The sequence below is a fragment of the Leclercia adecarboxylata genome (assembly GCF_023639785.1).
GTDB lineage: Bacteria > Pseudomonadota > Gammaproteobacteria > Enterobacterales > Enterobacteriaceae > Enterobacter > Enterobacter adecarboxylatus_D.
In genome coordinates, this window is the sequence record NZ_CP098325.1 from 590,650 (window position 1) to 613,134 (window position 22,485).

Genomic DNA, 22,485 nt, shown 5'->3' on the forward strand with positions numbered 1-22,485 from the left:
AGGGTTAATTCAGGACCACGTTGGCTGCCACGGCAACCTGATAGATGACCTGAGTAATGTCCTTGATGGACTGCATCATTTTGCTGTCCACTTTCGGCATGACCAGAATCTGATCGCCTGGCATCACGTCACCGCCGTCTTTAAACTCCATCAGCCCGTTGGCATGCACCACGGCAATGCGACTGTCGTTCGCACGGTCGGTAAAGCCGCCTGCCCAGGCCACGTAGTCTTCCAGGCTGGCGTTTTTGTTGTAGACCACCGCCTGCGGCATCATCACTTCGCCACCCACCTGAATCAGGTCAGTTTTGTTCGGGATCACAATCTGGTCGCCCTGTTCCAGCAGGATGTTGGCGATCACGCCCTTATCGGAAACCACCACTTTACCCAGCGGCTGGATCTTGCGGGCTTTTTCTACAAAGCGCATCACCAGCTCGGCTTCTTTGGTTCGGATGGAGGCTTCACCGTCGGAGCTGGCCGGTGCGGTAAACACGCTGCGCTCCAGGCGGTTGAGGGAGTCTTCCAGCATCTCTTTCTGCCGCGCGGCCACGCTCTTACGCATGATGTAGATCGAGCCGTAATCCGCCATGTTCGGGTCAATCGGGATGTGGTTCAGCAGATCGTGCAGACGGGTCTCTTTACGCACGGTGAAGTAAGACGGCCCACGGTAGCTGCCCATCACCTGCACGTCGTACACCTGCGCATGCATATCGTCGTTGAACAGCACTTTGTCGCCGTCGCTCAGCTGAACGCGGTCGAAATCTTTATACGGCATATAGACCGAGAACGGGCCGTTAGAACGATCGCCAATCACACCCACGTGGCTCACCTTGGCGAGCGGCAGGGCGTAGTCGATCAGTTCAGAGCCCAGCGCGGTGCTGTTCTTCAGCTCGAAGCGGAACGGGTTACGCACTTTACCCGCCACGTTGATCATCGGCCCCTGGGGTTCAACCAGGATCACGTCCTGATCTTTCAGGGACAGCTTCGGCATTCTGCCCTGCTGCATAAACTCGTACAGGTCGATCTGCTGGATCACGCGGTTCTGGCGCAACACCTTAATGTGACGATAGCTTCCGCGGTCGGAGTCGATACCCCCGGCGCGTTTCAGAAAATATAAAACGCTGTCGGATGACTGTCCGGCATATTGCCCCGGGCGGATCACCGGCCCGGTAACATATACGCTGACCGGCGTCGCGGTAAGGAGATTAACGTAAACATTAACGTTATTTGTGAAGACTTCGCTGATATGGCTGGTGACTAAGTTATTAACCTTACTCGCCGCAACGTTTTTCACATTAATCGGCCCGACATCAGGAATGAAAATATTGCCCTGATTATCCACGGTCACGACGTTGGAAAAATTCACGGCGCCCCAGATCCAGATATTCAGCTTATCGCCGGGGGCGATCAGGTAATTATCGTTTAAGCCGTCGCTGCGCTCGGTTTCATAACCACCGGCAAACAGGTTGGCACCGTAAGGAGGGGGCAGTCCGGATTCGGACTGCGGGAGTAATTTACGCACGTCGGATTCGCCCGGCAATAACATGCCCTGGCGATTTTGCTGCGCGAATGTTCCGGTGGTGGAGGAGGTATTTGCCTGGCCGCTCATCGCTTGCTCGCCGCCAAGCTGCAGTCGGCCATCGCCGTTATCTGCCGAGGTGTTCATCCCAAAAGCCTGGGCTTCTTGCTGGGTGGGGGCGGCTAAAGATGCGCAGGAGACGCAGGCCAGCAACAGGACGGCACTCAATTGCCGTAAATTCGTTATCTTCACAACATTTCTCTTCAAAATTATTGCACGGCAAGCAGGTTACTGGCGGAAGCCTGTTCCAGCTGCGGTACCAGATACCAGGTATCACCGCTCTTGCAGGTCACCCCGCGCTGGGACTGGTTGTAGTTGCGGTTTCGCAGCAGTTCAATGCATTCAAGCCCAAGGGCAGAGACATAGCGCTGGCCTAATGTATACGTATTGCCATTGGCGCTGAGTGAAGCGCCCTGCGGCAGCGTGTTCAGAGGTTGTTGCAGGTTGGCTGCCATAGCCTGAAGGTCGGTAGAAGCAGTCTGATTCACAAGCGGTCGGGATGCTTCAACCTGCTTCGGTGAATATGCGCAGCCACTCAGCATGAGGGCGAGCGAAATCACCAGAAGGCGAGTTGCGTTCTTCATAAGATCGATATTTTCCAACAATTCTAAAACTGGAATGTGAAATAAAACTTTGATGATATTCCGCTGATTTTAATAGCAAACCAGCTGAGAAATCTTGCAGATGCAGGAGAAGCAAAAACGCAGGCGTAAGTAAGAAAATCCAAAAAAAGGGTAGGCTACCGCACGGAAAAGTACCATTCCGGCTAAAAAGTGAGCAGCTTTAATTGTAATGACGCAGAGGTACTATTAAGCAAACAACTAATTTGAACATTATTATTCTCGAAAATGTTTGCGTGACGGAGATTACATAATTAGGACGATTCTGTCATTTGAAATTCATTCAGAATGCGTACTAATCACGGAAAAATAGCAAAAGCCTATTAACTCTGGTGGGGGCGAGAAAATTCTTATTGGTCTATAGGAATTAATGTCAGTGACTATTTCTAAGGTAAACTAAATGGCTTAAGAAGCAGCCAGTCGTGTATGCGACCGGCTGGGGAAAGGGGTCAAGCGGTTACTTCTTGTTCAATCAGCACCGGATGAAATCTGCGTTTAAAGTAAATCAGCCCGTGTCCGTCCTCACTTAAGTGGATATTTTTGATTGCCACCAGGTAGACCAGGTGGGTGCCGATGGTCTGCACCTGGCTAATCTCACCTTCCAGGCTCGCCAGCGCGCCATTTAACACCGGCTGGGCCAGCACGCCTTTTTGCCAGCAGGAGAGGTTGAACCGCTCCTCCATCGCCATGCCGGTCATTCCGGCAAAATGACGCGCCATCAGCTCCTGTTCGTGGTTGAGCACGTTAATGCACAGCTTGCCGTTCCCCTGGAAAACCGGGTTCATGGCGCTGTTGGCATTCAGGCACACCATCACCGACGGTGGCGTATCCGTGACCGAGCAGACCGCCGTGGCGGTAATGCCGCAGCGCCCGGCTTCGCCGTCGGTGGTGATCACATTGACCGCCGCAGAGAGGCTGGCCATCGCGTCGCGAAAACGCAGGCGTTGTTCATCATGTTGCATAAAGACCTCCCGCTGCCTTATTTCAGCAGCTTGTCCAGCAGGTTGATATCGGTGTTGTTGTGCAGGTGCGGAACCGTCCAGCCGTTCTGGTCATACTCAGACAGGCAGCGGTCGACCATCGCCATCATCTTGTCCATGTTGCCGGAGGTCTGCGCCTGGCGCAGACACTGCAGGCGGATTTCATCCTGACTACCGGAGTAGTTGATCTCATACAGCTCGTGGCGTCCGCCGAACTCGCTGCCGATGGCATCCCACATCAGTTTTAAGATCTTGATGCGCTCCACGTGGTCCATGCCGTTGGAGCCGCGCACGTACTTCGCCAGGTATTTGTCGATCTGCGGATTGTTCAGATCCCGGGCGCTGGACGGCAGGTAGATCAGGCCGCTGGTGACGTTGCGCTCGATAATGTTTTTGATCTTCGCGTAGGCCATCGGAGCCATTACACGGTAGGTTTGCAGTGCAGCGTGGTCCGGCAGGTAAGCCCCGTTTACCCACGGGGTGGCTTCCGAGCACATGGAGTCGCTCAGGGCCCAGAACATGTTGCGCCAGGCCACCACCTCACCCAGGTCGGCCTGCACGCCGCGGAACTCGGCGGTGCCGGTACACTCCAGCGACTTTTTCAGCAGCCCGGTGATGAAGTCGAGCTTCACCGCCAGCCGCACGCACGCCTGCAGCGGATACATGCGGGCGAATCCGCCTTCCATGGTCCAGCGACGGCAGCGGTCGAAATCGCGGTAAATCAGCACGTTCTCCCACGGGATGAGCACGTTATCCATCACCAGGATGGCATCGTTCTCGTCAAAGCGGCTGGTGAGCGGGTAGTCGTAAGGGGAGCCGGTCGCGCCAGCCACCAGCTCGTAGGAGGCGCGGGAAATCAGCTTCACCCCTTCGGCATCCATCGGGGCAACAAACATCAGGGCGAAGTCCGGGTTCTCGCCCATCACCTGCGCCGAACCAAAGCCGATCATGTTGTAGTGGGTCAGCGCCGAGTTGGTGGCGACCACTTTAGCGCCGCTGACGACGATCCCGGCGTCGGTCTCTTTTTCCAGCTTGATGTAGACGTCTTTCACTTCATCGGCCGGTTTATGGCGGTCGATCGGCGGGTTGACGATGGCGTGGTTAAAGTACAGGCCGGTTTCCTGAATGCGGGTGTACCAGTTGCGGGCGTTCTGCTCGAACTGGCCATAAAATGCCGGGTTAGCGCCCAGCGCGCAGCCGAAGGCGGCTTTGTAGTCCGGCGTGCGTCCCATCCAGCCGTAGCTCAGGCGGGACCACTCAGCAATGGCGTCGCGCTGCTGGCGCAGGTCGCTGGCACTTTTCGCCACCCGGAAGAACTTATGGGTGTAACCGCCGCTGCCGGTATCGGTGTTCCAGCACAGGGTGTCCTGCATGTCAGGTTTGTGCAGCGCATCGTACAGCTGCGCGACCGAGGCCGCCGCATTGCGAAACGCCGGATGAGTGGTCACATCTTTCACGCGCTCGCCGTAGATGTAGATCTCACGGCCATCCTGCAGGCTCTTCAGATACTCTTCGCCGGTTAATGGGCGGGTAGTGCTCGCGCGGAAATCTTCAGGTTTCATAGGGACCTCGTATCGGAATAGGGTTGTTAAATTTATGTGTTGTTTTTGTTGTTTAATTGAAGCGCGAGAGAGGCGGGCCGTGAAGGGACGAATGGGTCAACGGCGGGTACTTTTCAGGCGGGTGTGAGATTTGTGATCGGGGTGGGGTTTGAGGGGTGGAATGGTGCGGTCTGCCTGCCGGTTTGTTCACTCTCCCTTTGGGAGAGGGTTAGGGTTAGGGGAAACATGTGGCTCAGGTAGTGGTTCCGTTCACTCTAATTTCTGTGCTTCTCTGTTAGCCGCACCACACGTGAACGTGCCAGGGCGGCTCAATCGCCACCGCCCTGGCGACCCGGGCTACAGGAAACGACTCAGCGATTTTCAGCCGGACCAGGGTGCGGCTTCAGGTTTGTTGCTTTCAGTTGCTCTGAAATCGCTGAATGAACATATTCCAGAAAGCGTGGACGGGGCTGGAGAAGGGGAGCAGGCGATGACTAACATAGGATGTTAAGAATCTCAGGGGTATCGCGATTCAGAACTGCTTAAAATGACGTTAATATAGCCACTTAATTTTCATGGATTATGGTGAGTACGGACGATGGAAAGTGTAATGAGAATATTGCCAGATGTATTAGCGCTGATTGAATGATGAATCTCAATAAAAGATTGGCAATACTCGTCAGGTTTGTAATGTTAAGGCCCCTTAAATGGTTGCTTCGCGTTACCCTATTTCTGGCGATTACGTTTCTGTTTCTGATAAGCGGCATTTTTGATCCACTGGCTGAAAGCCTGAGAGTACCCATCGCCAGGTTCATGACCCGGTTTGTTCATGATGATTTAACTCTGTATGCGGATTACTACTCTGACAACCGGGAAAATGCCTGGCTGTATATTTATGTGTTCCTGAATGTCATCGTCGGCATAGTTTCTGTCGCAGCATTCGAGTTTCTGGCTAAATTAGCCAAAAAGAGTAATTAACTTCCTGATGATGGTCCGTCTGATGCGGGCTTTTTATTCGGCCTTACCTGGCGTCCAGCATAGCGCGGTTTAACTGCCGGGTGGCGCTGCGCTTACCCGGCCTACGTGAGTGTGCCGGTTTGTTCCCTCTCCCTTTGGGAGAGGGTTAGGGTTAGGGGAAACATGTGGCTCAGGTAGTGGTTCCGTTCACTCTAATTTCTGTGCTTCTCTGTTAGCCGCACCACACGTGAACGTGCCAGGGCGGCTCAATCGCCACCGCCCTGGCGACCCGGGCTCCCGGCAAGAAAATCGCCGCTTCGCGGTGCCTTCGTCTTATTCCTTCCGGCTTTCGGGTCGGGCACCAGCCTGCATCCATGCAGGCTATGCCCTCTCGGCGCGTCCCTGCGCCTCGCCCCGGCCTACAGGAAACGACTCAGCGATTTTCAGCCGGACCAGGGAGCGGCTTCAGGTTTGTTGCTTTCAGTTGCTCTGAAATCGCTGAATGAACAGCTCTCAAACTTCTGATTGTCTTGCTTCTGGAAGCATGCTCGCAAAGTTCAAAGTAACCCGATGAAACGCGCAATGCACTTTGCGGACGTCTTCTGCAGGCGTTAAACCAGCTTCGTTGTCTGTGTGATGAGGACTTACCGCCGCATCTCGTCGAGCAGCCGATCGCAGGTGAAAGCGCATGCCTCATTGCTGGCAGGAGACTGTCACGCCGGTGGAGTACGCCCGGGCGCTTACCCGGCCTGTGACTTGTAGCCCCGGTAAGCGCAGCGCCACCGGGGAAGAAGACCGCAAAGGATTCAGGACACCGGCACCTTCTGCGCCCGATAACTGCTCGGCGAGCACCCCACTAACCGGTTAAAAAACCGCGCGAAGTAGGCCGGGTCTTTAAACCCCAGTTGCCAGGCGATCTCGTTCACCGCGCTGTCGGAAAAGACCAGCAGCCGTTTGGCTTCACGCAGCTGGCGGTCGAAGATGAGTCGTTTTGGTGGACGGTTGGCGAAGCGGCGACAGATGTCGGTCAGGCGCGATTCGGTGAGGTGCAGTTCCCGGGCGTAATCGGGCACCGTCCAGTGCTGGTGGAAGTGCCCGTCGACCATCTGATTGAAGCGCTGGAACAGCTTCAGCTCGCCGCGCATGCCGTTCGCGGCGTGGTCGTCGAGCTTCGCATTGCGCAGCAGCAGGGTAAACACCGCCTGCGCCAGCAGCACCAGCGTATGTTCCCGTCCGGGCAGCTCCCCGGTGGACTCCCGTTCAATCAGCCGCCAGTAGTGGCTGAGTGCCGCCAGCTCGTCCGGTTTATCGGCTAATGAAAGGCACATACCCGGCAGCCCGAAGGTCTCCCGGGTGCCGGGATAGAGCACTTCCAGCAGCGGCCAGATCAGGTCTTCGTGCACCGTCAGCACGTGCCCGTCGCTGTCCGATTCGGTGAAAAACGCGTGCGGCACCGAAGGTGGGGTAAGGACAAACAGCGGCGCCTGCACCGAGTAGCGGTGCTCGTCCAGCTGGAGCGCGATCTGCCCGGTATCAAGAAAGTGCATCTGAAAATAGTGGTCATGGCGATGGGCCTGCATATCGCGGCCAAAAAAGGCCGCCATGCGGGCAAACGACTGATAATGCACATCGTCAGTACCCAGACTCTCGTCGTACTCTTTGCTGATATCGATATTGGCAATCGGGCTCTGGCACATAACCGCTCCTCAGTGGATCTTCTGCGTCGCCATGTCCGGCACGCTCTCACGGCTCTCCTGCCGGGTCATCGGAATACGCGTCAGCACCAGCGCACCCACCACCAGCAGCCCGGCCACAAACCACAGCCCGGAGCTGAAGCTGCCGGTGGCGTCGCGCAGGATGCCGATCAGCAGCGGGCTGACGGCGGAGCCGACGTTGCCGATGGCGTTGATCACCGCCAGCGCCACCGCCCGGGACTGCAGGCTAATAACCTGATCCGGGGTGGTCCAGAATATCGCCATGGCGGTAAAGGATCCGGTTGAGGCCATAATGATGCCAAGCAGCTGGATCAGGCTGTGATCGGTCGCCGACGCCAGCAGCCATCCTGCCGCCGCAAACAGATACGGCAGGATAGTGTGCTTTTTTCGCTCTTTTAACCTGTCGGAGCGACGGCTCCACCAGATCATCCCGAGGATGGTGCAAAACTGCGGGATCGCCGCCAGCAGGCCAATCACGATATTGCTGCTGCCGGTGTTAAAGCTCTGCAGGATCTGCGGCGTCCAGATATTGATGGCGCTCAGGGTGTTGGTCAGGCAGAAGTAGGCCAGGGTGTAGAGCAGCACCGCCGGGGTCAATATTTCACGCAGCGTCGAGCGCGGGGTGGCGGCGTGGGCGATGGCGCTCTCCTGCTCCCGGTCGATCATCCTCTTCAGGGTCTGCTTCTCTTCGTCGTCAAGCCAGGTCGCCTGATCCGGCGTGTCGTTGAGGAAGAACCAGGTCACCACGCCGAGCACCACCGACGGCAGCCCCTCCAGCAGGAACAGCCACTGCCAGCCCTTCAGGTTCCACAGGCCGTCCATCGCCAGAATGTAGCCCGACAGGATCGAGCCCAGCATCATGGTCACCGGCATGGCGATCATAAACAGCGCGTTGGCGCGGGCACGGTGATAGGCGGGGAACCACCAGGTGAGATAAACCAGGATCCCCGGCAGGAACCCGGCTTCGGCAATGCCCACCAGCATACGCAGCACGTAAAGCGTTTCCGGGCTGGTGGCGAACATGGTGCAGGTGGAGGCGATGCCCCACACCACCATGATCCCGGCGATCCAGCGGCGCGCGCCGATCTTCGCCAGCATGATGTTGCTGGGGATGCCGCACAGCACGTAGGTCACATAAAACAAGGTTGCGGCCAGGCCAAACATGGTGGAGGTGAGGCCCAGATCTTTGCCCATCGTCAGCCCGGCGAAGCCGATGTTGATGCGGTCGAGAAACGAAAAGACAAACAGAATAAAGAGAAACACGATCAGGCGGCGAAACAGCTTATTGATAACGCGATGTTCAACGGCTTTATTATCTTGCAGGGTAGAGGTCGTCATGGTGCACTCCAGATCTTACATTCAGTAGACGGATTTATTGTTATTAACTGACGTAACCGGTTTATCGATAAAGCGTGCTGCCAGCGCTTCGGCACCGCGGGCGAGCAGGGTGGTATCCACGCCGACGGCGACAAACAGCGCCCCGAGTTCAAGGTAGCGACGGGCCAGCTGCTCGTTTGCCATCAGGATGCCGGGAGCTTTGCCGGCAGCCCGGATCTGCGCGATCGCCTGTTCAATGGCGGCCTGCACCTCCGGGTGCTGGGGGTTACCGGCAAAGCCCATGTCGGCGCTGAGATCCGCCGGGCCGATAAACACTCCGTCCACCCCTTCCACATCCAGGATCTGCGGCAGGTTTTTCAGCGCCTCGCGGGTTTCAATTTGCACCAGCACGCACATGGCGTCGTTGGCCTGCTGCAGGTAATCCGGGATGCGGTTCCAGCGCGAGGCGCGGGCCAGGGCACTTCCCACGCCGCGAATACCCGCGGGGGGATAGCGGGTGGCGCGCACCGCCAGCCGCGCTTCGTCGGCGTTTTGCACCATCGGCAACAGCAGGGTTTGCGCCCCGACGTCCAGCAGCTGTTTGATCTGCACCGGATCGTTCCACGGGGGGCGCACCACCGGCTGGCTGGGGTAGGGGGCGATGGCCTGCAGCTGGGTCAGGACGGTCTGCACACTGTTGGGGGCGTGCTCGCCGTCGATCAGCAGCCAGTCGAAACCGGCCCCGGCCAGCAGCTCGGCGCTGTAGCTGCTGGTGAGCCCCAGCCATAAGCCGATCTGCGGTTTGCCCGCTTTCAGCGCGTTTTTGAAGGCGTTTTCCATGGTCGTCTCCTTATACAAAGCGGCAGCTGATGGAGCCCATGTTGCCGTAGTCGACGTGGAAGGTGTCGCCCTTGCTCGCCGCCACCGGGCGGGTAAAGGAGCCGCCGAGGATGATCTGGCCCGGTTCCAGCTGCACGTCGTAGGGTGCCAGCTTGTTCGCCAGCCACGCCACGCCGTTCGCCGGGTGGTTGAGCACCCCTGCGGCGACGCCGGTCTCCTCGATCACGCCGTTGCGGTAGAGCAGGGCGGAGATCCAGCGCAGATCCAGCTCGTCAGGACGGATCGGGCGGCCACCGAGGATCACCCCGGCGTTGGCGGCGTTATCGGAGATGGTGTCGAACACCTTGCGCGGGCGCTGTGTTTCCGGGTCGATGTTGTGGCAGCGGGCGTCGATCAGCTCCAGCGCCGGGATGACGTAATCCGTGGCGTTGTAGACGTCGAACATCGTGCAGTTTGGGCCGCGCAGGGGTTTGGCCAGCACGAAGGCCAGCTCCACTTCAATGCGCGGGACGATAAAGCGGTCGGTGGGGATATCGCTGCCGTCGTGGAAGAACATGTCGTCGAGCAGGGCCCCGTAGTCCGGCTCGCTGATCTGCGAGCTGGCCTGCATCGCTTTTGAGGTCAGGCCGATTTTGTGGCCCTTGAGCACGCGCCCTTCGGCGATCTTCAGGTTCACCCACTCGCGCTGGACGGCGTAGGCGTCCTCGATGGTGATGGCCGGGTAATCCAGCGAGATCGCACGGATCTGCTCCCGGGTCTGTTCCGCCTGATGCAGGCGATGAGCAATCAGGGTATGGGTGTGTTTATCGAGCATGGCGGTATCCTGTGGCATTGCATTGCCGGGTGGCGCTGCGCTTACCCGGCCTACGGTTCGGGTTTGTTTTCTCCCTCTCCCTGTGGGAGAGGGCCGGGGTGAGGGCATCAGGCGGCTACGTAAACAACCCGTGTACGTTGTTTTGTTTGTAATTGAGCGTCGGGTGCAGTTCGTCGAGCTCAAACGACAGCGCCAGATAGCGGGCGGCCATGAGGTCGGCAAAATGCGCTTTGATCAGCGCGAACAGCATTTCACCCACCTCTTCCCGGCTCTCCAGGCTGCGCCCGGCGCCGATTTTCAGCGTCATATGCACAAAGGCGTAATCCTGCTTGCCGTCCGCCATCTGCCAGGTATCCACCCAGTGCGCGCGGCTGCGGATGCCGCCGAGCGGGAAGATGCCGGTGGCGGCCAGCGCCTCGTTGACGCAGGCAAAGAGGCCCGGCAGATCCGCCTGGTCGCGGATGTTCTCGGTACATTCGACAATAAAGTGCGGCATGGGGCGTCCTTATGCGGGTAGAGGGAAAACGGCGTTAACCTGGCCAGTGCCGGAGCTCGGAAACAGCTCGGTGAGAAACTCCACCTTGCCGTCGTAGTTGTCCCAGCCGAGCATGCCCAGCAGCATCACCGTGTCGTGCATGTTCCCCTCGCCGTAGCAGTAGTCGGCGTACTCCGGCAGCATGCTGCAAAATTCTTTGAACTGGCCCTCGCGCCACAGCTTCACCACGCGCTCGTCCATCTGGCGGTCGAACTCGCGGGTGTAGCTGTTCATCCCCTCTTCGGCGCGCTGGTCGTCAATGAAGCGGTGCGACAGCGAACCGCTGGCGAGCACCGCCACGGTGCCGTCATATTTTTCGATGGCGCTGAGGATGGCCTCGCCCAGCCTGCGGCTGTCGGCAAAGTCATGCACGGTGCAGAAGGCGGAAATGGACACCACTTTGAAATGTTTATCTGCGTTCATGTAGCGCATCGGCACCAGGGTGCCGTACTCCAGCTTCAGGCTCGGGATGTTGTGCGCTTTGGCGCGCACGCCCTTTGCCACCGCCTCGTCGGCGATAAGCTGACCCAGCGCCGGGTTACCGTCGTAGTCGTAGGTCATGTCGCGGATAAAGTGCGGCAGCTCGTTGCTGGTGTAGACGCCTTTAAAATGGTCCGCACAGTTGATGTGATAGGCGCTGTTCACCAGCCAGTGGGTGTCGAAGACGATGATGGTATCGACGCCCATCTCGCGGCAGCGCCTGCCGATCTCTTTATGGCCGTCGATGGCCCCCTGGCGGCAGCCAAAGTTTTTACCCGGTATCTCAGAGAGATACATCGACGGAACGTGCGTGATTTTTGCTGCTAACGCTAACTTGCCCATTTCATACCCCCCATTTTGGGATCGGATGGTCGCCCATCGAGATACAGACGTTTTTCATCTCGGCGAACACCTCAAAGCTGTACTCACCGCCTTCGCGGCCGGTGCCGGAGGCCTTCACACCGCCAAACGGCTGGCGCAGATCGCGCACGTTCTGGGTGTTTACAAACACCATGCCCGCTTCGATGTTGCGCGCCAGACGCAGCACTTTGCTCACGTCCTGGGTCCAGATATAGGACGCCAGACCGTACTCAACATCGTTGGCCAGGCGCAGCCCTTCCGCTTCGTCCTTAAACGGCAGCAGACAGGCGACCGGCCCGAAGATCTCCTCCTGGGCCACGCGCATCCGGTTGTCGACATCCGCCAGCACCGTCGGGCGCAGGAAGTGGCCGCCCTTCAGGTGTGCAGGCAGATCCGCCGGTTTATCCGGGCCGCCCGCCAGCAGAGTGGCGCCCTCTTCAATGCCAAGGCGGATATAGCCCGAGACTTTCTCCCAGTGCTGCTGGCTGATAAGGGCCCCGATCTGGGTGTTCGGATCGGTGGGATCGCCCACGCGCAGGCGGTTGGCGCGCTCGGCAAAGCGCTTCACGAACTCCGGGTAGATGCTCTGCTGAATAAAGATGCGTGAGCCCGCGGTGCAGCGTTCGCCGTTGATGGAGAAGATGGTGAACAGGGCGGCATCCAGGGCACGTTCGATATCGGCATCTTCAAACACCAGCACCGGGGATTTCCCCCCCAGCTCCATGGAGTATTTTTTCAGGCCCGCGCTCTGCATGATGCGTCGTCCGGTGGCGGTGCCGCCGGTGAACGACACCGCGCGCACGTCGTGATGGCGCACCAGCGCGTCGCCCGCCGTCGCGCCATAGCCCTGCACCACGTTCAGCACCCCCGCCGGAATGCCCGCCTCCAGCGCCAGCTCCCCCAGACGGTCGGCGGTCAGCGGGGAGAGTTCAGACATCTTCAGCACCGCGGTGTTGCCTAAGGCCAGACAGGGAGCCACCTTCCAGGTGGCGGTCATAAAGGGCACGTTCCACGGCGACACCAGGGCGCAAACCCCCACGGGCTGTACCAGGGTGTAGTTCAGCATCTTGTCGTCGACCGGGTAGGTCTTGCCGTTCATCTGCTGGCACACTTCGGCAAAGAATTCGAAGTTATGTGAAGCGCGCGGGATCAGCACGTTTTTGGTCTGGTGGATTGGCAGGCCGGTGTCCGCGGTTTCCATGGCGGCGATCTCCGGCACGTTCTGGTCGATCAGATCTCCCAGACGGCGCATCAGGCGCGCGCGCTCTTTCATCGGCAGGTTGGCCCATTTCGGGAAGGCCGCTTTCGCCGCCTCTACCGCCTGATTGATCTCGGCTTCGCCGCCGGAGGCCACTTCCGCCAGCACCTCCCCGGTGGCCGGGTTGGTGGTGTGGAAAGTGTCGTTACCCGCTACGTTTTTACCGTTGATCCAGTGGTTAATCTTTTTCATTACCTTGTCTCCTCGCTGACAATCCGGTTGACCAGACGGCCAACGCCTTCCACTTCCACCACCACGTCGTCCCCCGGGCGCACGTCGGCCAGCCCTTTCGGCGTGCCGGTGGCGATCATGTCCCCCGGTTGCAGGGTCATAAATTCGCTCAAGTACGCGATCAGGAACGGGATGCTGAAGATCAGATCCCGGGTGCTGCCCTGCTGGCGCAGCTCGCCGTTCACCCAGGTGCGCAGGGTGAGGTTGTGCGGGTCGGCAATCGCCGATTTATCCACGATATCCGGGCCGATGGGCGTCAGGCCGTCGCGGCTTTTTACCCGCAGGTTAGGGCGGTAGTAGTTCTCCAGATAGTCGCGGATCGCGTAGTCGTTGCAGACCGTGTAGCCCGCCACATAGTCCATGGCGTCGGCTTCGGTAACATTGCGGGCGGTTTTGCCAATCACCACCACCAGCTCGGCTTCGTAGTGCATGTACTCCACGTTGTCCGGGCGCACGGAGGTCTGGTTGTGTTCGTTAAAGGTGTTCGGCGCCTTGATAAACACCAGCGGCTCGGTAGGCGGCTTGAAGTCCAGCTCGCTGGCGTGATCGGCGTAGTTCAGCCCCAGCGCAAACAGAGTGCCGCTGGTGGAGAGCGGCCAGGCAAAGGTGCGGTTTTTCGGCAGCTCGCGGGCGTGAATTACGCTGTTTTCCAGCGTCGGCAGGCCGGCGGCCAGCACGCGTACGCTATCGCCGGGGTTCAGGGCCACACGAGACTGCGGGGTGCCCAGCAGAATGGCGTCGCCGGGATTCAGGGTGGCGAAGGCGCTCAGCTCGCTCAGCAGGGTGGCGGCGTTACGCTGCAGATCGGCGGTGTTCCAGCGATCCACCTCCCGGCCGTTGATCTCGGTGGTGATGGTCAGGTTATCGACGCTGTTTATCGCCGCCATCTCGCCCAGCGGGCAAAACCCGTCCCGACATTTGGCTTTAATCGCCGGGCGGTAGAAGCTCTCTTCCGGCAGGCTCACCTCGTTCGCGAGAGCATACCCGGCGATGTATTCCGCCGCCTCTTCCGGGCTTATTTTGCTCGCGGTTTTGCCCACAATCAGTGCCACGGTCGCGCCGCTCAGCACCTGTTCCCCTTCCGGATGCGGGATGGCATCGCCGGAGCGGATCAGGGTATTGCGGGGTTTGATAAACCAGACGGCGGTTTTCGGCGGCGTGTTGTAAGGGGGCTGGTTAAATGCGTCGCGCCAGGCGTCGAGCTGGCTGCGGTGATTGAGTGCCACCGCGAAAACAGTACCTTTCATTCCTTTCTCCTCTGGCCCGCGTACCGGGTTTTGAGTTCATTAATATATTAATGATTAGGTTTTAGCTCCTCGCTGTGCGTTTGGCAAACAGAAGTAAATAATTTGTGATAGTGATAACAATAAATTTACACTGACTTATAATTAATGATATAAATCAGCTGGTTAATATTTTAATGTGATATCTGTTAAACTTTTCAGTCGCGCCGATGGCGTGCAGATGCAGCGTTATGCGTTGATTATTTCGTTATTAATGATGTTGAGGTGGGAGCGCCATGCACGATTCGTTAACTATCGCACTACTCCAGGCGCGGGAAACCGCGATGACCTTTTTTCGCCCGATTATCAAGCAGCAGAATCTGACGGAGCAGCAGTGGCGGATCGTGCGCGTGCTGGCGGAAAACCCGTCGATGGACTTTCACGATCTGGCGTTTCGCACCTGCATTCTGCGCCCGAGCCTGACCGGCATTCTCACGCGGATGGAGCGTGACGGGCTGGTGCTGCGCTTAAAGCCGCTTAACGACCAGCGCAAGCTGTACGTGTCGCTCACTAAAGAGGGGAACGCGCTGTATGAACGCGCCCAGGCGCAGGTGGAGGAGGCCTATCAGCGGATTGAAGCGCAATACACGCCGGAGAAAATGCAGCAGCTGACGGCGCTGCTGCAGGAATTTATTGCGCTGGGGGAGGGGGCGGTTACGCCAGAAGAAGAGGAGTAACGCCTGTCAGAACAGGGTTTCCAGCTCTGCCAGCACGTTGTACTCGTCATCCACCAGCAGCAGCGTTTTCCACTTATCAAAGGTCAGACACGGATGAGACGTGCCGAACACCAGAATATCGCCAACCTGTACGTCACTGCCCGGGCTAAGGTGCAGCATGCAGTGCTGATCCATGATCCCTGTGCTTGCGATCCCCTCCGCCGACAGCTGCGCGCCGTGACGATAACGGGCGATGGGCTGCGGCAGACCGGCATCAAAGGCGCAGTCGCGTTTGCCGAAATTGACCACCGCGCGGTCCGCTTCCGGTACCGACTGGACCATCGCGACCAGCTCCAGCGCCGAGGTTAAATCACCGCCCAGATCGCAGGCGATCGGATCCCGGGCGATCAGCGCCTGCTGGGCGTCGTCGTAGATCCCCCGGTCGTGAGTGATATAGCAGCCAGGGCGGATAACGATCCGGCACTGGGCAGGTTTTTCCGCCGCCAGCCAGATGTTACACACCACGTCATACCACACCGTCCCCGCCCCGGTGAGGATAAACTCGCCTTTTACCAGCGGCGCCATCCGGCAGGCGAGTTCAGCGGCCTTGCGCAGCAGGGCTTCCACCTGCGGCTGCGGATCGTCGCCGTGTAACACCCCTTCGTACAGCTCGAGTCCGCGCAGCTTCAGGCCTGGCAGGTCAGCAACCGCCTGGGCCAGAGCCAGAGCGTCGTCGGTGCTGCGACAGCCGCAGCGCCCGCCGGCAACACCCAGTTCAATCAGTACGTCCAGCGTTTGCTGGCGTTCGGCGAAAAATGCCGACAGGACGCGGGCATTAGCGAGGCTATCCACGCAGCAGATGAAATCCGCCGCCCGGTAATGGGCTTTGAGCTGCGATACCACCTGCATATTGGCCTTACCGACCAGTTGATTGACCATCAGCACCCGGCTTACGCCGCTGGCCATGGCTGCGCTGGCCTGCCAGGCGCTGCCTACGCCGATCCCCCACGCCCCGGCCCGCTGCTGCGCCTGAAAAATCCACGGCGTCATTGTCGTTTTGCCATGGGGTGCCAGCGAAACACCGCGTGCGTCAGCGTAGCGCTGCATCCAGGCGATATTATTTTCCAGCGCCGTTTTTTTCAGCAGGGCGGCGGGAAGGCAAACGTCCTCTGCCAGCAGGTTGGCGGGGGAGGACATCAGCGCGGCTTTGTGTGGAATAAGCGTTTCTGAATGGTATTTCATAACATTATCCTTGCAGGGTTTATGTGCGGATTAAGGCTGAGTATCATTTTTAATATGTTGATATATAAGGTTTTTATAAAATTATGTTATCCAGTGTGAATAAAAGTATCACAAAACGATCTGGTTTTTGCGTAGTTTTCCACTGTTTTTCCGCCTTGTAAATGGTTAACTTGTCGTCAGAGTTGAAAGGGAGTATTGCGATGAAAGTTGACTGGCTTTTCAAAAACGTCACGGTAATCGACGGCAGCGGCGGACCACAGTTTCGCGGCGACGTTGCGGTACAGGGTGACCGTATTGTGGCTATCGCCCCCGGGCTGGATCTGGCCGCGGAGCAGGTGATTGAGGGGCAGGGCCGCGTGCTGGCGCCGGGCTTTATTGATGTGCACACCCATGACGATATTAACGTCATCCGTATGCCGGAATATTTGCCCAAGCTGAGCCAGGGGATCACCACGGTGATTGTCGGCAACTGCGGGATCAGCGCCGCCACGGCGACCCTGCGCGATGGCGTACCGGACCCGATGAATCTGCTGGGGGAGCAGGATCAGTTTATCTATCCCACGGTAGAGGCGTACGCCCACGCGGTGGAGGCGGCAAAACCGGCGCTGAACGTCGGAACCCTGATTGGCCACACCGCGCTGCGTAATAACCACATGAACGATCTGTTTCGCCCGGCAACCGAGGCCGAAATTGCCGGCATGCGCGGGCAACTGCGCGAGGCGCTGCGCCAGGGCGCGCTGGGGCTGAGCACCGGTCTGGCCTATGCCAGCGCGTTTCAGTCCACTACCGAAGAGGTGATGGCTCTGGCGGAAGAGCTGGCGGCAGAGAAGGGGATCTACACCACCCACCTGCGCTCGGAGTTTGAACCGATCCTGGAGGCCCTCGACGAGGCGTTTCGCATCGGTCGCCACGGCAAGGTGCCTGTCGTGGTGTCGCACCATAAATGCGCCGGGGCGAAAAACTGGGGTCGCACGAAGGAAACCCTGGCCTTCTTCGATGAGATGCGCCAGCGTCAGGAGATCGCCTGCGACTGTTACCCCTATTCCGCCAGCTCCTCGACGCTGGATCTGAAACAGGTCACTGACGAGTTCGATATCGTCATCACCTGGTCTGAATCCCGGCCGGACCAGGCCGGGAAAACGCTGCAGCAAATCGCCGACGGCTGGCAGGTAAGCCTGCATGAGGCGGCGACGCGGCTGATGCCCGCGGGGGCGATCTACTACAACATGGACGAGCAGGACGTGCGGCGGGTGTTGCGTTATCCGGTGACGATGATCGGCTCCGATGGCCTGCCGAACGATCCGATGCCGCATCCTCGCCTGTGGGGCGCTTTCCCGCGGGTATTGGGCCACTACAGCCGGGATGAACAGCTGTTTTCGCTGACCACCGCCATTCACAAAATGACCGGGCTGTCGGCGGCGCGTTTCCAGCTGGCAGATCGTGGCCTGGTGAAGGTGGGCTACTTCGCCGATCTGGTGTTGTTTGACCCGCAGACGGTGCGCGATGTCGCCACCTTCTCCGATCCGAAACAACCGGCGGAGGGCATTGAGGCGGTGATGGTGAACGGCGTAATGAGCTACGGCAGCGACAAAAAAATTACCGGGCGCGCAGGGCGTTTCCTGCGCCGCCAGATGAACGAAGGAGTGAAGAATGAGCATTAAACGATATGGTGTGGAAGGCGGAACCGGCACCGGTGGACAGCATTTGCCCTTTGCCCGCGCGGTAGAAGCCGGGGGCTGGCTGTACGTCTCCGGCCAGACGCCAATGAAAAATGGCGAAGTGGTGGAGGGGGGCATTGTCGACCAGTCGCGTCTGGCGATCCAGAACTGCGTCGATATCATGACCGAAGCGGGTTATACCCTGGCGGATGTGGTTCACGTCAAAGTTATCCTGACCGATTCGCGCTATTTCCAGTCGTTCAACAAAGTGTTCCGCGAATTCTTTGGCGAGCATCCGCCTGCGCGTATTTGCTGTGTGGCCGATCTGGTGGTGGATTGCAAAGTGGAAGTGGATGTCACCTGTTATAACGCCAGTCGCGTGTAAATAATTAAATATAAATATGATTTTTGAGCGCTGAAATAATTCAGCGCTCCGTAACTGCTTACCTTTTATTCCCTCAACTGGCAGGATGTGAAATATGAACAGTCATGTCTTTTTAGTCGGCTTTATTCTCTATGCGTTGGCGATGATCTGGTTAGGTTGGTACGTTTCACGTCATCAAAAAAGCGGTGAAGATTTTTTACTGGGCGGCCGCTCTCTGCCGCTGTTTTTAACCCTGGGCTCAACGGTTGCGACCATGGTCGGCACCGGTTCAAGCATGGGCGCCGTGGGCTTTGGCTACAGCAACGGCTGGGCCGGAATGCTGTATGGCGTTGGCGGGGCGATCGGTATATTACTGGTCGCCTGGCTTTTTGCTCCGGTCCGAAAGTTACGTTTTATGACCATGAGCGAAGAACTTTCTTATTATACCGGGGGCAGCCATTTAATTAAAAATATCGTTGGCATAATGATATTTGTTGCCTCCATTGGCTGGCTCGGAGCGCATATTCTTGGCGGGAGTATGTATCTCTCCTGGGCAACGGGAATTAATCTGACGCTGGCGAAGATTATTATTTCTTTGGCCTTCGCGATCTATGTGATTATCGGGGGTTACTCTGCAGTGGTCTGGACCGATACTATCCAGGCGTTAATCCTGTTCTTCGGTTTTATTCTGATGGCGATCCTGGCCGTGGTGCACGTGGGCGGCTGGGATGCCATTGTCCAGGCCATGGACCCGAAAGCGATGAGCCTGTTTGCGATTGATAAACTCGGGGCGATCCCGGCCCTGTCGCTGGCGATGGTGATTTGCGTTGGCGTGCTGGCGACCCCCTCTTACCGTCAACGCATCTACTCCGGGAAAGACGTCTCGTCGGTGCGCCGTTCGTTTATTTACACCGGCGTGCTGTATCTGTTCTTCTCCGTGTTACCGGCGATTATCGGCATGGCGGCGTGGACCATGAATCCGAACCTTGCCAACAGTAACTACGCCTTCCTGTTCGCGACCAGCTTCTTACCGGCCATTCTCGGGCTGGTGGTGCTGATTGCCGGGCTTTCCGCCACCATGTCCTCGGCCAGCTCCGATGCGATAGCCGCGGTTGCCATCATGATGCGCGACGTTTATACCCTGGTCACCGGGAAAATGCCGCCAGAGCACAAAGCCATTACCCTGTCCCGCTGGATGCTGGCGTTCGTGATCGGGCTGGCCCTGATCTGCGCCCTGACCTCGAACGATATCATCAGCTATATCACCAAAATGATCTCGATGCTGATGTCCGGCCTGTTCGTCTGCTCCATTCTGGGCCGCTTCTGGCTGCGGTTTAACTGGCAGGGGGCGCTCACGGCACTGCTGAGCGGCATGCTGGTGTCAATTGTGATTCTGGTCAAGGGCGACTGGCTGGCGTACTGGGGTAATCCCTGCATCCCGTCGGTGCTGGGGAGCCTTGTCTCCTCGGTGTTTGTCACCCTGATGACCCCGGCGAGCAAAATCAGCCGCCAGCAGGCGCTGGAGATGATCACCCGGGAGCGTGAAGGCCAGGCGGTCCCGGCTAAAACGATATCAACGGCGCAGGTTTCAGGGGAGGCCCGGTGAAGGACTATATTGCCGTCGACTGGGGCTCCACCCAGCTACGTGGCTGGTTGATCCGCCGCGGGGAGTGCGTCGACACAAAACAGCTGCCGCTGGGTATCACCCGCCTTAACGGCCAGTCGCCCGCCGACGTTTTTCATCAGCATCTGGCTGCCTGGCGCGGCGAAGAGCGCCTCCCGGTGCTGATGGCCGGGATGATTGGCAGCGATGCGGGCTGGCAGGCGGTGCCGTATCTCGCCTGTCCGGCGGCGATTGATGCGCCGGGAGAGCAGCTGTTTGCCGTCGCTGACGAGGTGTGGATCATTCCCGGTCTTAAGATTGAGCAGGCGGGGGAGTACAACGTGATGCGCGGGGAAGAGACCCAGCTGCTGGGGGCCTGGCACTTAGCCCCGGCGGAGTGCTACGTGATGCCGGGCACCCACTGCAAATGGGTGCAGGTGGAGCAGGGTGTGGTGCGTCATTTCGCCACCGCGATGACCGGCGAACTGCATCATCTGTTGCTCAGCCAGTCCCTGCTCGGCAAGCAGCTTCCGGCCCAGCAGCCGGATGAGGCGGCATTCGAACAAGGGCTGGAGAAAGGCCTGGCGCAGCCGTCTTTGATCGGCGAGCTGTTTGTCGCCAGGGCGGCGCGGGTGCTGGGTGCCCTGGGGGCAACCTCAGTGAGCGACTATCTCTCCGGGCTGCTTATTGGCGCTGAAGTTGCGGCTATGGGACAGCGTTACCGGACCTCAAACGTCACCCTGATTGGGGACCCGGCGCTGAACAGCCGCTATTACCGGGCGATGACGGCCTGCGGGATGACGGTTAACCGCTGTAATGGCGATGAGGCACTGCTTAACGGGATGGCGAGGATCATGAATGGACAGCATTAAACTGGTGGCAATTTTGCGCGGCATACGCCCCGCAGAGGCGGCGGAGCACGTTGATACCCTGATTAGCACGGGGTTCCGCTATATCGAAATCCCGCTTAATTCGCCCGACTGGCAGCAGAGCATTCCGCAGATGGTGGCGCGATTTGGCGGCCAGGCGACGATCGGCGCAGGCACGGTGCTGAAGGTGGAGCAGGTCGATTTTCTGGCTGCTGCCGGGGCGAAACTTATCGTCACGCCCAATACCCAGCCCGCGGTGATCCGCCGGGCGGTGGCGCAGGGGATGCTGGTCTGCGCCGGGTGTGCAACGGCAACGGAGGCGTTTACTGCTCTGGATGCCGGGGCGCAGTGGCTGAAGATATTTCCCTCCTCCGCTTTTGGTCCGGCGTACATTCAGGCGCTGAAGGCCGTTTTGCCCCCGGCGGTGCCGGTGCTGGCGGTAGGGGGAGTGACGCCAGAGAATCTCACCACCTGGATTGAGGCCGGTTGCGCCGGAGCAGGGCTGGGGAGCGATCTCTATCGGGCCGGACAAACCGCGGAGCGCACCCGCCAGCAGGCAGAGCGCTTTATGGCTGCCAGCGGGGCGCTAGTCCCCTAACGGCTGGCGATCGACGCCGCCGCGGTGGCTGTCGAGAGCCAGCTTAATGCGCCGCAGCCGGCTTTTTGCCTGAGTTTTGTTGGCCATCGCCAGTTCGGTGGCCAGCACATCCACCATCGCCAGCATCGCATAGCGCGAAGTGCTGGGCTTGAAGATATAGTCATTTTCCCGTACCAGCAGGGGCAGCACCAGATCGGCCTGTTCCGCCAGCGGTGTCCCGGCGGGGGTAATGGCAATCACCTTCGCGCCGTACTGCCTGGCGATGGCCGCGCTTTCGATGATCTCCCGGGTATAGCCTCCCAGTGACAGGACGATAACCACATCATCCGGCGTCACCGCAGAACTCATCATCCGCACCAGCAGCCCGTCGCTCTGGCTTACCACTGGCAGGCCGAGGCGAAACAGGCGATACTGGATCTCCTGGGCGCAAATCGTCGAGCCGCCGCCCATCCCGAGGGCGAGGATCTGCCGCGCATCGCTCAGCCAGCTAACGGCCCGCTTCAGCGCATCCAGATCCAGCGCCCGGCGGTTGGTCTCCAGCACGCTGATAATCGACTCGTAGATCCCCTGCACGCCGTCCAGATCCGGGACATCGAGGATAAAGCGCTGCCCGACCGCCAGGGACTGCGCCAGCTTTATCTTCAGCTCGCGAACATCCTTACAGCCCAACGCCCGGGCAAAACGGGTCACCGAGGCCTGGCTGGTATGGGTCAGGCGTGCCAGCTCTGCAATAGGCAGTTCCGCCGCGGTAGCGACATCATCCAGAATAAACTGCGCGATGCGCTTTTCAGTCGCCGTCAGCTCAACAAAACGATCGGTAATGCAGGAAATGATATCGATTGACCAGGTCATAGGGGTATCAACGGATTAATGAGGAATGGTACTTTGTACCATATTTAATCGATGAAAGCAGTGCGTCTGTCGCGCTACTCACTTCAGTCATCGACACAATTTCCGTAAAGTTTTTGCTTTCCAGGCCGAAAAATCT

The 22,485-nt window shown here is 58.7% G+C and carries 22 protein-coding genes; 7 read left to right on the forward strand and 15 right to left on the reverse strand.

Translation table 11 applies throughout. From position 1 onward, the window contains the following. Positions 1–4: 4 nt before the first annotated feature. From NB069_RS02785 to hpaB, 4 genes are all read right to left on the reverse strand, one after another. A complete protein-coding gene (locus NB069_RS02785; RefSeq protein WP_250587556.1) occupies positions 5–1,768 on the reverse strand; it encodes a polysaccharide biosynthesis/export family protein in 1,764 nt (587 codons plus the stop codon). A 17-nt stretch (positions 1,769–1,785) separates the two neighbouring features. Beyond that, positions 1,786–2,160 carry a hypothetical protein gene (locus NB069_RS02790; RefSeq protein WP_250587558.1) on the reverse strand — a complete coding sequence of 125 codons (375 nt, stop codon included), beginning with the start codon at positions 2,158–2,160 and terminating at the stop codon, positions 1,786–1,788. Positions 2,161–2,645: 485 nt separating this feature from the next. Then, complete coding sequence (locus tag NB069_RS02795; protein WP_250587560.1) at positions 2,646–3,158, reverse strand: 4-hydroxyphenylacetate 3-monooxygenase reductase subunit; 513 nt, start codon at positions 3,156–3,158, stop codon at positions 2,646–2,648. A 17-nt stretch (positions 3,159–3,175) separates the two neighbouring features. Next, a complete protein-coding gene (gene hpaB / locus NB069_RS02800; protein WP_250587562.1) occupies positions 3,176–4,738 on the reverse strand; it encodes a 4-hydroxyphenylacetate 3-monooxygenase, oxygenase component in 1,563 nt (520 codons plus the stop codon). 669 nt (positions 4,739–5,407) lie between these two features. Between hpaB and NB069_RS02805 the strand changes: the two genes are divergently transcribed. Further along, the gene (locus NB069_RS02805; RefSeq protein WP_250587564.1) at positions 5,408–5,695 is read left to right on the forward strand and encodes a hypothetical protein; all 288 of its coding nucleotides are present in this window, start codon (positions 5,408–5,410) and stop codon (positions 5,693–5,695) included. 785 nt (positions 5,696–6,480) lie between these two features. Here the strand turns inward: NB069_RS02805 and hpaA are convergent. The 8 genes from hpaA to hpaG form a co-directional block, all read right to left on the reverse strand. Continuing rightward, positions 6,481–7,371 (reverse strand): 4-hydroxyphenylacetate catabolism regulatory protein HpaA, encoded by an 891-nt coding sequence (gene hpaA / locus NB069_RS02810; RefSeq protein ID WP_250587585.1) that lies wholly within the window; start codon positions 7,369–7,371, stop codon positions 6,481–6,483. Between the two features lie 9 nt (positions 7,372–7,380). After that, on the reverse strand, positions 7,381–8,727 hold the full coding sequence (hpaX, locus tag NB069_RS02815) for a 4-hydroxyphenylacetate permease (protein ID WP_250587587.1): 1,347 nt from the start codon (positions 8,725–8,727) through the stop codon (positions 7,381–7,383). Positions 8,728–8,748: 21 nt separating this feature from the next. Further along, positions 8,749–9,546 (reverse strand): 4-hydroxy-2-oxoheptanedioate aldolase, encoded by a 798-nt coding sequence (gene hpaI / locus NB069_RS02820; protein ID WP_250587594.1) that lies wholly within the window; start codon positions 9,544–9,546, stop codon positions 8,749–8,751. Between the two features lie 10 nt (positions 9,547–9,556). Further along, the gene (gene hpaH / locus NB069_RS02825) at positions 9,557–10,360 is read right to left on the reverse strand and encodes a 2-oxo-hept-4-ene-1,7-dioate hydratase (protein WP_250587596.1); all 804 of its coding nucleotides are present in this window, start codon (positions 10,358–10,360) and stop codon (positions 9,557–9,559) included. Positions 10,361–10,475: 115 nt separating this feature from the next. After that, positions 10,476–10,856 (reverse strand): 5-carboxymethyl-2-hydroxymuconate Delta-isomerase, encoded by a 381-nt coding sequence (locus tag NB069_RS02830; RefSeq protein ID WP_250587598.1) that lies wholly within the window; start codon positions 10,854–10,856, stop codon positions 10,476–10,478. Positions 10,857–10,865: 9 nt separating this feature from the next. Next, a complete protein-coding gene (gene hpaD / locus NB069_RS02835) occupies positions 10,866–11,717 on the reverse strand; it encodes a 3,4-dihydroxyphenylacetate 2,3-dioxygenase (protein WP_250587599.1) in 852 nt (283 codons plus the stop codon). Position 11,718: 1 nt separating this feature from the next. Further along, the gene (hpaE, locus tag NB069_RS02840; protein WP_250587601.1) at positions 11,719–13,185 is read right to left on the reverse strand and encodes a 5-carboxymethyl-2-hydroxymuconate semialdehyde dehydrogenase; all 1,467 of its coding nucleotides are present in this window, start codon (positions 13,183–13,185) and stop codon (positions 11,719–11,721) included. After that, the gene (hpaG, locus tag NB069_RS02845; protein ID WP_250587603.1) at positions 13,185–14,471 is read right to left on the reverse strand and encodes a 4-hydroxyphenylacetate degradation bifunctional isomerase/decarboxylase; all 1,287 of its coding nucleotides are present in this window, start codon (positions 14,469–14,471) and stop codon (positions 13,185–13,187) included. The genes hpaE and hpaG overlap by 1 nt, the downstream gene beginning before the upstream one ends. 272 nt (positions 14,472–14,743) lie before the next feature. Between hpaG and hpaR the strand changes: the two genes are divergently transcribed. Continuing rightward, entirely contained in the window at positions 14,744–15,184 is a 441-nt protein-coding gene (gene hpaR, locus NB069_RS02850; protein ID WP_250587605.1) for a homoprotocatechuate degradation operon regulator HpaR, read from the forward strand. A gap of 6 nt (positions 15,185–15,190) precedes the next feature. Here the strand turns inward: hpaR and NB069_RS02855 are convergent, their stop codons facing one another. Both NB069_RS02855 and NB069_RS02860 read right to left on the reverse strand, forming a co-directional pair. Beyond that, positions 15,191–16,405: an amino acid deaminase gene (locus tag NB069_RS02855; protein WP_250587607.1), complete on the reverse strand. Its 1,215-nt coding sequence runs from the start codon at positions 16,403–16,405 to the stop codon at positions 15,191–15,193. Between the two features lie 73 nt (positions 16,406–16,478). After that, positions 16,479–16,628: a hypothetical protein gene (locus NB069_RS02860; protein WP_250587609.1), complete on the reverse strand. Its 150-nt coding sequence runs from the start codon at positions 16,626–16,628 to the stop codon at positions 16,479–16,481. On the opposite strand from NB069_RS02860, the gene NB069_RS02865 reads away from it, so the two are divergent. The 5 genes from NB069_RS02865 to NB069_RS02885 all read left to right on the forward strand — a co-directional run bounded on the left by NB069_RS02865 (position 16,606) and on the right by NB069_RS02885 (position 21,497). After that, complete coding sequence (locus tag NB069_RS02865) at positions 16,606–18,066, forward strand: N-acyl-D-amino-acid deacylase family protein (protein WP_250587611.1); 1,461 nt, start codon at positions 16,606–16,608, stop codon at positions 18,064–18,066. The genes NB069_RS02860 and NB069_RS02865 overlap by 23 nt on opposite strands. Then, positions 18,056–18,448, forward strand: a complete 393-nt coding sequence (locus tag NB069_RS02870; protein ID WP_250587613.1) for a RidA family protein — start codon at positions 18,056–18,058, stop codon at positions 18,446–18,448. The genes NB069_RS02865 and NB069_RS02870 overlap by 11 nt, the downstream gene beginning before the upstream one ends. A gap of 94 nt (positions 18,449–18,542) precedes the next feature. Beyond that, entirely contained in the window at positions 18,543–20,033 is a 1,491-nt protein-coding gene (locus NB069_RS02875; protein ID WP_250587615.1) for a sodium:solute symporter family protein, read from the forward strand. After that, positions 20,030–20,902, forward strand: coding sequence for a 2-dehydro-3-deoxygalactonokinase (locus NB069_RS02880; protein ID WP_250587617.1), 873 nt, complete (start codon positions 20,030–20,032; stop codon positions 20,900–20,902). The genes NB069_RS02875 and NB069_RS02880 overlap by 4 nt, the downstream gene beginning before the upstream one ends. Further along, positions 20,889–21,497, forward strand: a complete 609-nt coding sequence (locus tag NB069_RS02885; protein WP_250587619.1) for a 2-dehydro-3-deoxy-6-phosphogalactonate aldolase — start codon at positions 20,889–20,891, stop codon at positions 21,495–21,497. The genes NB069_RS02880 and NB069_RS02885 overlap by 14 nt, the downstream gene beginning before the upstream one ends. Here NB069_RS02885 and NB069_RS02890 read toward each other — a convergent pair. After that, positions 21,486–22,349, reverse strand: a complete 864-nt coding sequence (locus NB069_RS02890; protein ID WP_250587621.1) for a MurR/RpiR family transcriptional regulator — start codon at positions 22,347–22,349, stop codon at positions 21,486–21,488. The genes NB069_RS02885 and NB069_RS02890 overlap by 12 nt on opposite strands. Positions 22,350–22,485 lie beyond the last annotated feature (136 nt).

Coding starts and splice junctions, on each gene's coding strand:
- NB069_RS02790 (WP_250587558.1), bottom strand. CDS start 2,160: ATGAAGAACGCAACTCGCCTTCTGGTGATTTCGCTCGCCCTCATGCTG.
- NB069_RS02795 (WP_250587560.1), bottom strand. CDS start 3,158: ATGCAACATGATGAACAACGCCTGCGTTTTCGCGACGCGATGGCCAGC.
- hpaB (WP_250587562.1), bottom strand. CDS start 4,738: ATGAAACCTGAAGATTTCCGCGCGAGCACTACCCGCCCATTAACCGGC.
- NB069_RS02805 (WP_250587564.1), top strand. CDS start 5,408: ATGTTAAGGCCCCTTAAATGGTTGCTTCGCGTTACCCTATTTCTGGCG.
- hpaA (WP_250587585.1), bottom strand. CDS start 7,371: ATGTGCCAGAGCCCGATTGCCAATATCGATATCAGCAAAGAGTACGAC.
- hpaX (WP_250587587.1), bottom strand. CDS start 8,727: ATGACGACCTCTACCCTGCAAGATAATAAAGCCGTTGAACATCGCGTT.
- hpaI (WP_250587594.1), bottom strand. CDS start 9,546: ATGGAAAACGCCTTCAAAAACGCGCTGAAAGCGGGCAAACCGCAGATC.
- hpaH (WP_250587596.1), bottom strand. CDS start 10,360: ATGCTCGATAAACACACCCATACCCTGATTGCTCATCGCCTGCATCAG.
- NB069_RS02830 (WP_250587598.1), bottom strand. CDS start 10,856: ATGCCGCACTTTATTGTCGAATGTACCGAGAACATCCGCGACCAGGCG.
- hpaD (WP_250587599.1), bottom strand. CDS start 11,717: ATGGGCAAGTTAGCGTTAGCAGCAAAAATCACGCACGTTCCGTCGATG.
- hpaE (WP_250587601.1), bottom strand. CDS start 13,185: ATGAAAAAGATTAACCACTGGATCAACGGTAAAAACGTAGCGGGTAAC.
- hpaG (WP_250587603.1), bottom strand. CDS start 14,471: ATGAAAGGTACTGTTTTCGCGGTGGCACTCAATCACCGCAGCCAGCTC.
- hpaR (WP_250587605.1), top strand. CDS start 14,744: ATGCACGATTCGTTAACTATCGCACTACTCCAGGCGCGGGAAACCGCG.
- NB069_RS02855 (WP_250587607.1), bottom strand. CDS start 16,405: ATGAAATACCATTCAGAAACGCTTATTCCACACAAAGCCGCGCTGATG.
- NB069_RS02865 (WP_250587611.1), top strand. CDS start 16,606: ATGAAAGTTGACTGGCTTTTCAAAAACGTCACGGTAATCGACGGCAGC.
- NB069_RS02870 (WP_250587613.1), top strand. CDS start 18,056: ATGAGCATTAAACGATATGGTGTGGAAGGCGGAACCGGCACCGGTGGA.
- NB069_RS02875 (WP_250587615.1), top strand. CDS start 18,543: ATGAACAGTCATGTCTTTTTAGTCGGCTTTATTCTCTATGCGTTGGCG.
- NB069_RS02885 (WP_250587619.1), top strand. CDS start 20,889: ATGGACAGCATTAAACTGGTGGCAATTTTGCGCGGCATACGCCCCGCA.
- NB069_RS02890 (WP_250587621.1), bottom strand. CDS start 22,349: ATGACCTGGTCAATCGATATCATTTCCTGCATTACCGATCGTTTTGTT.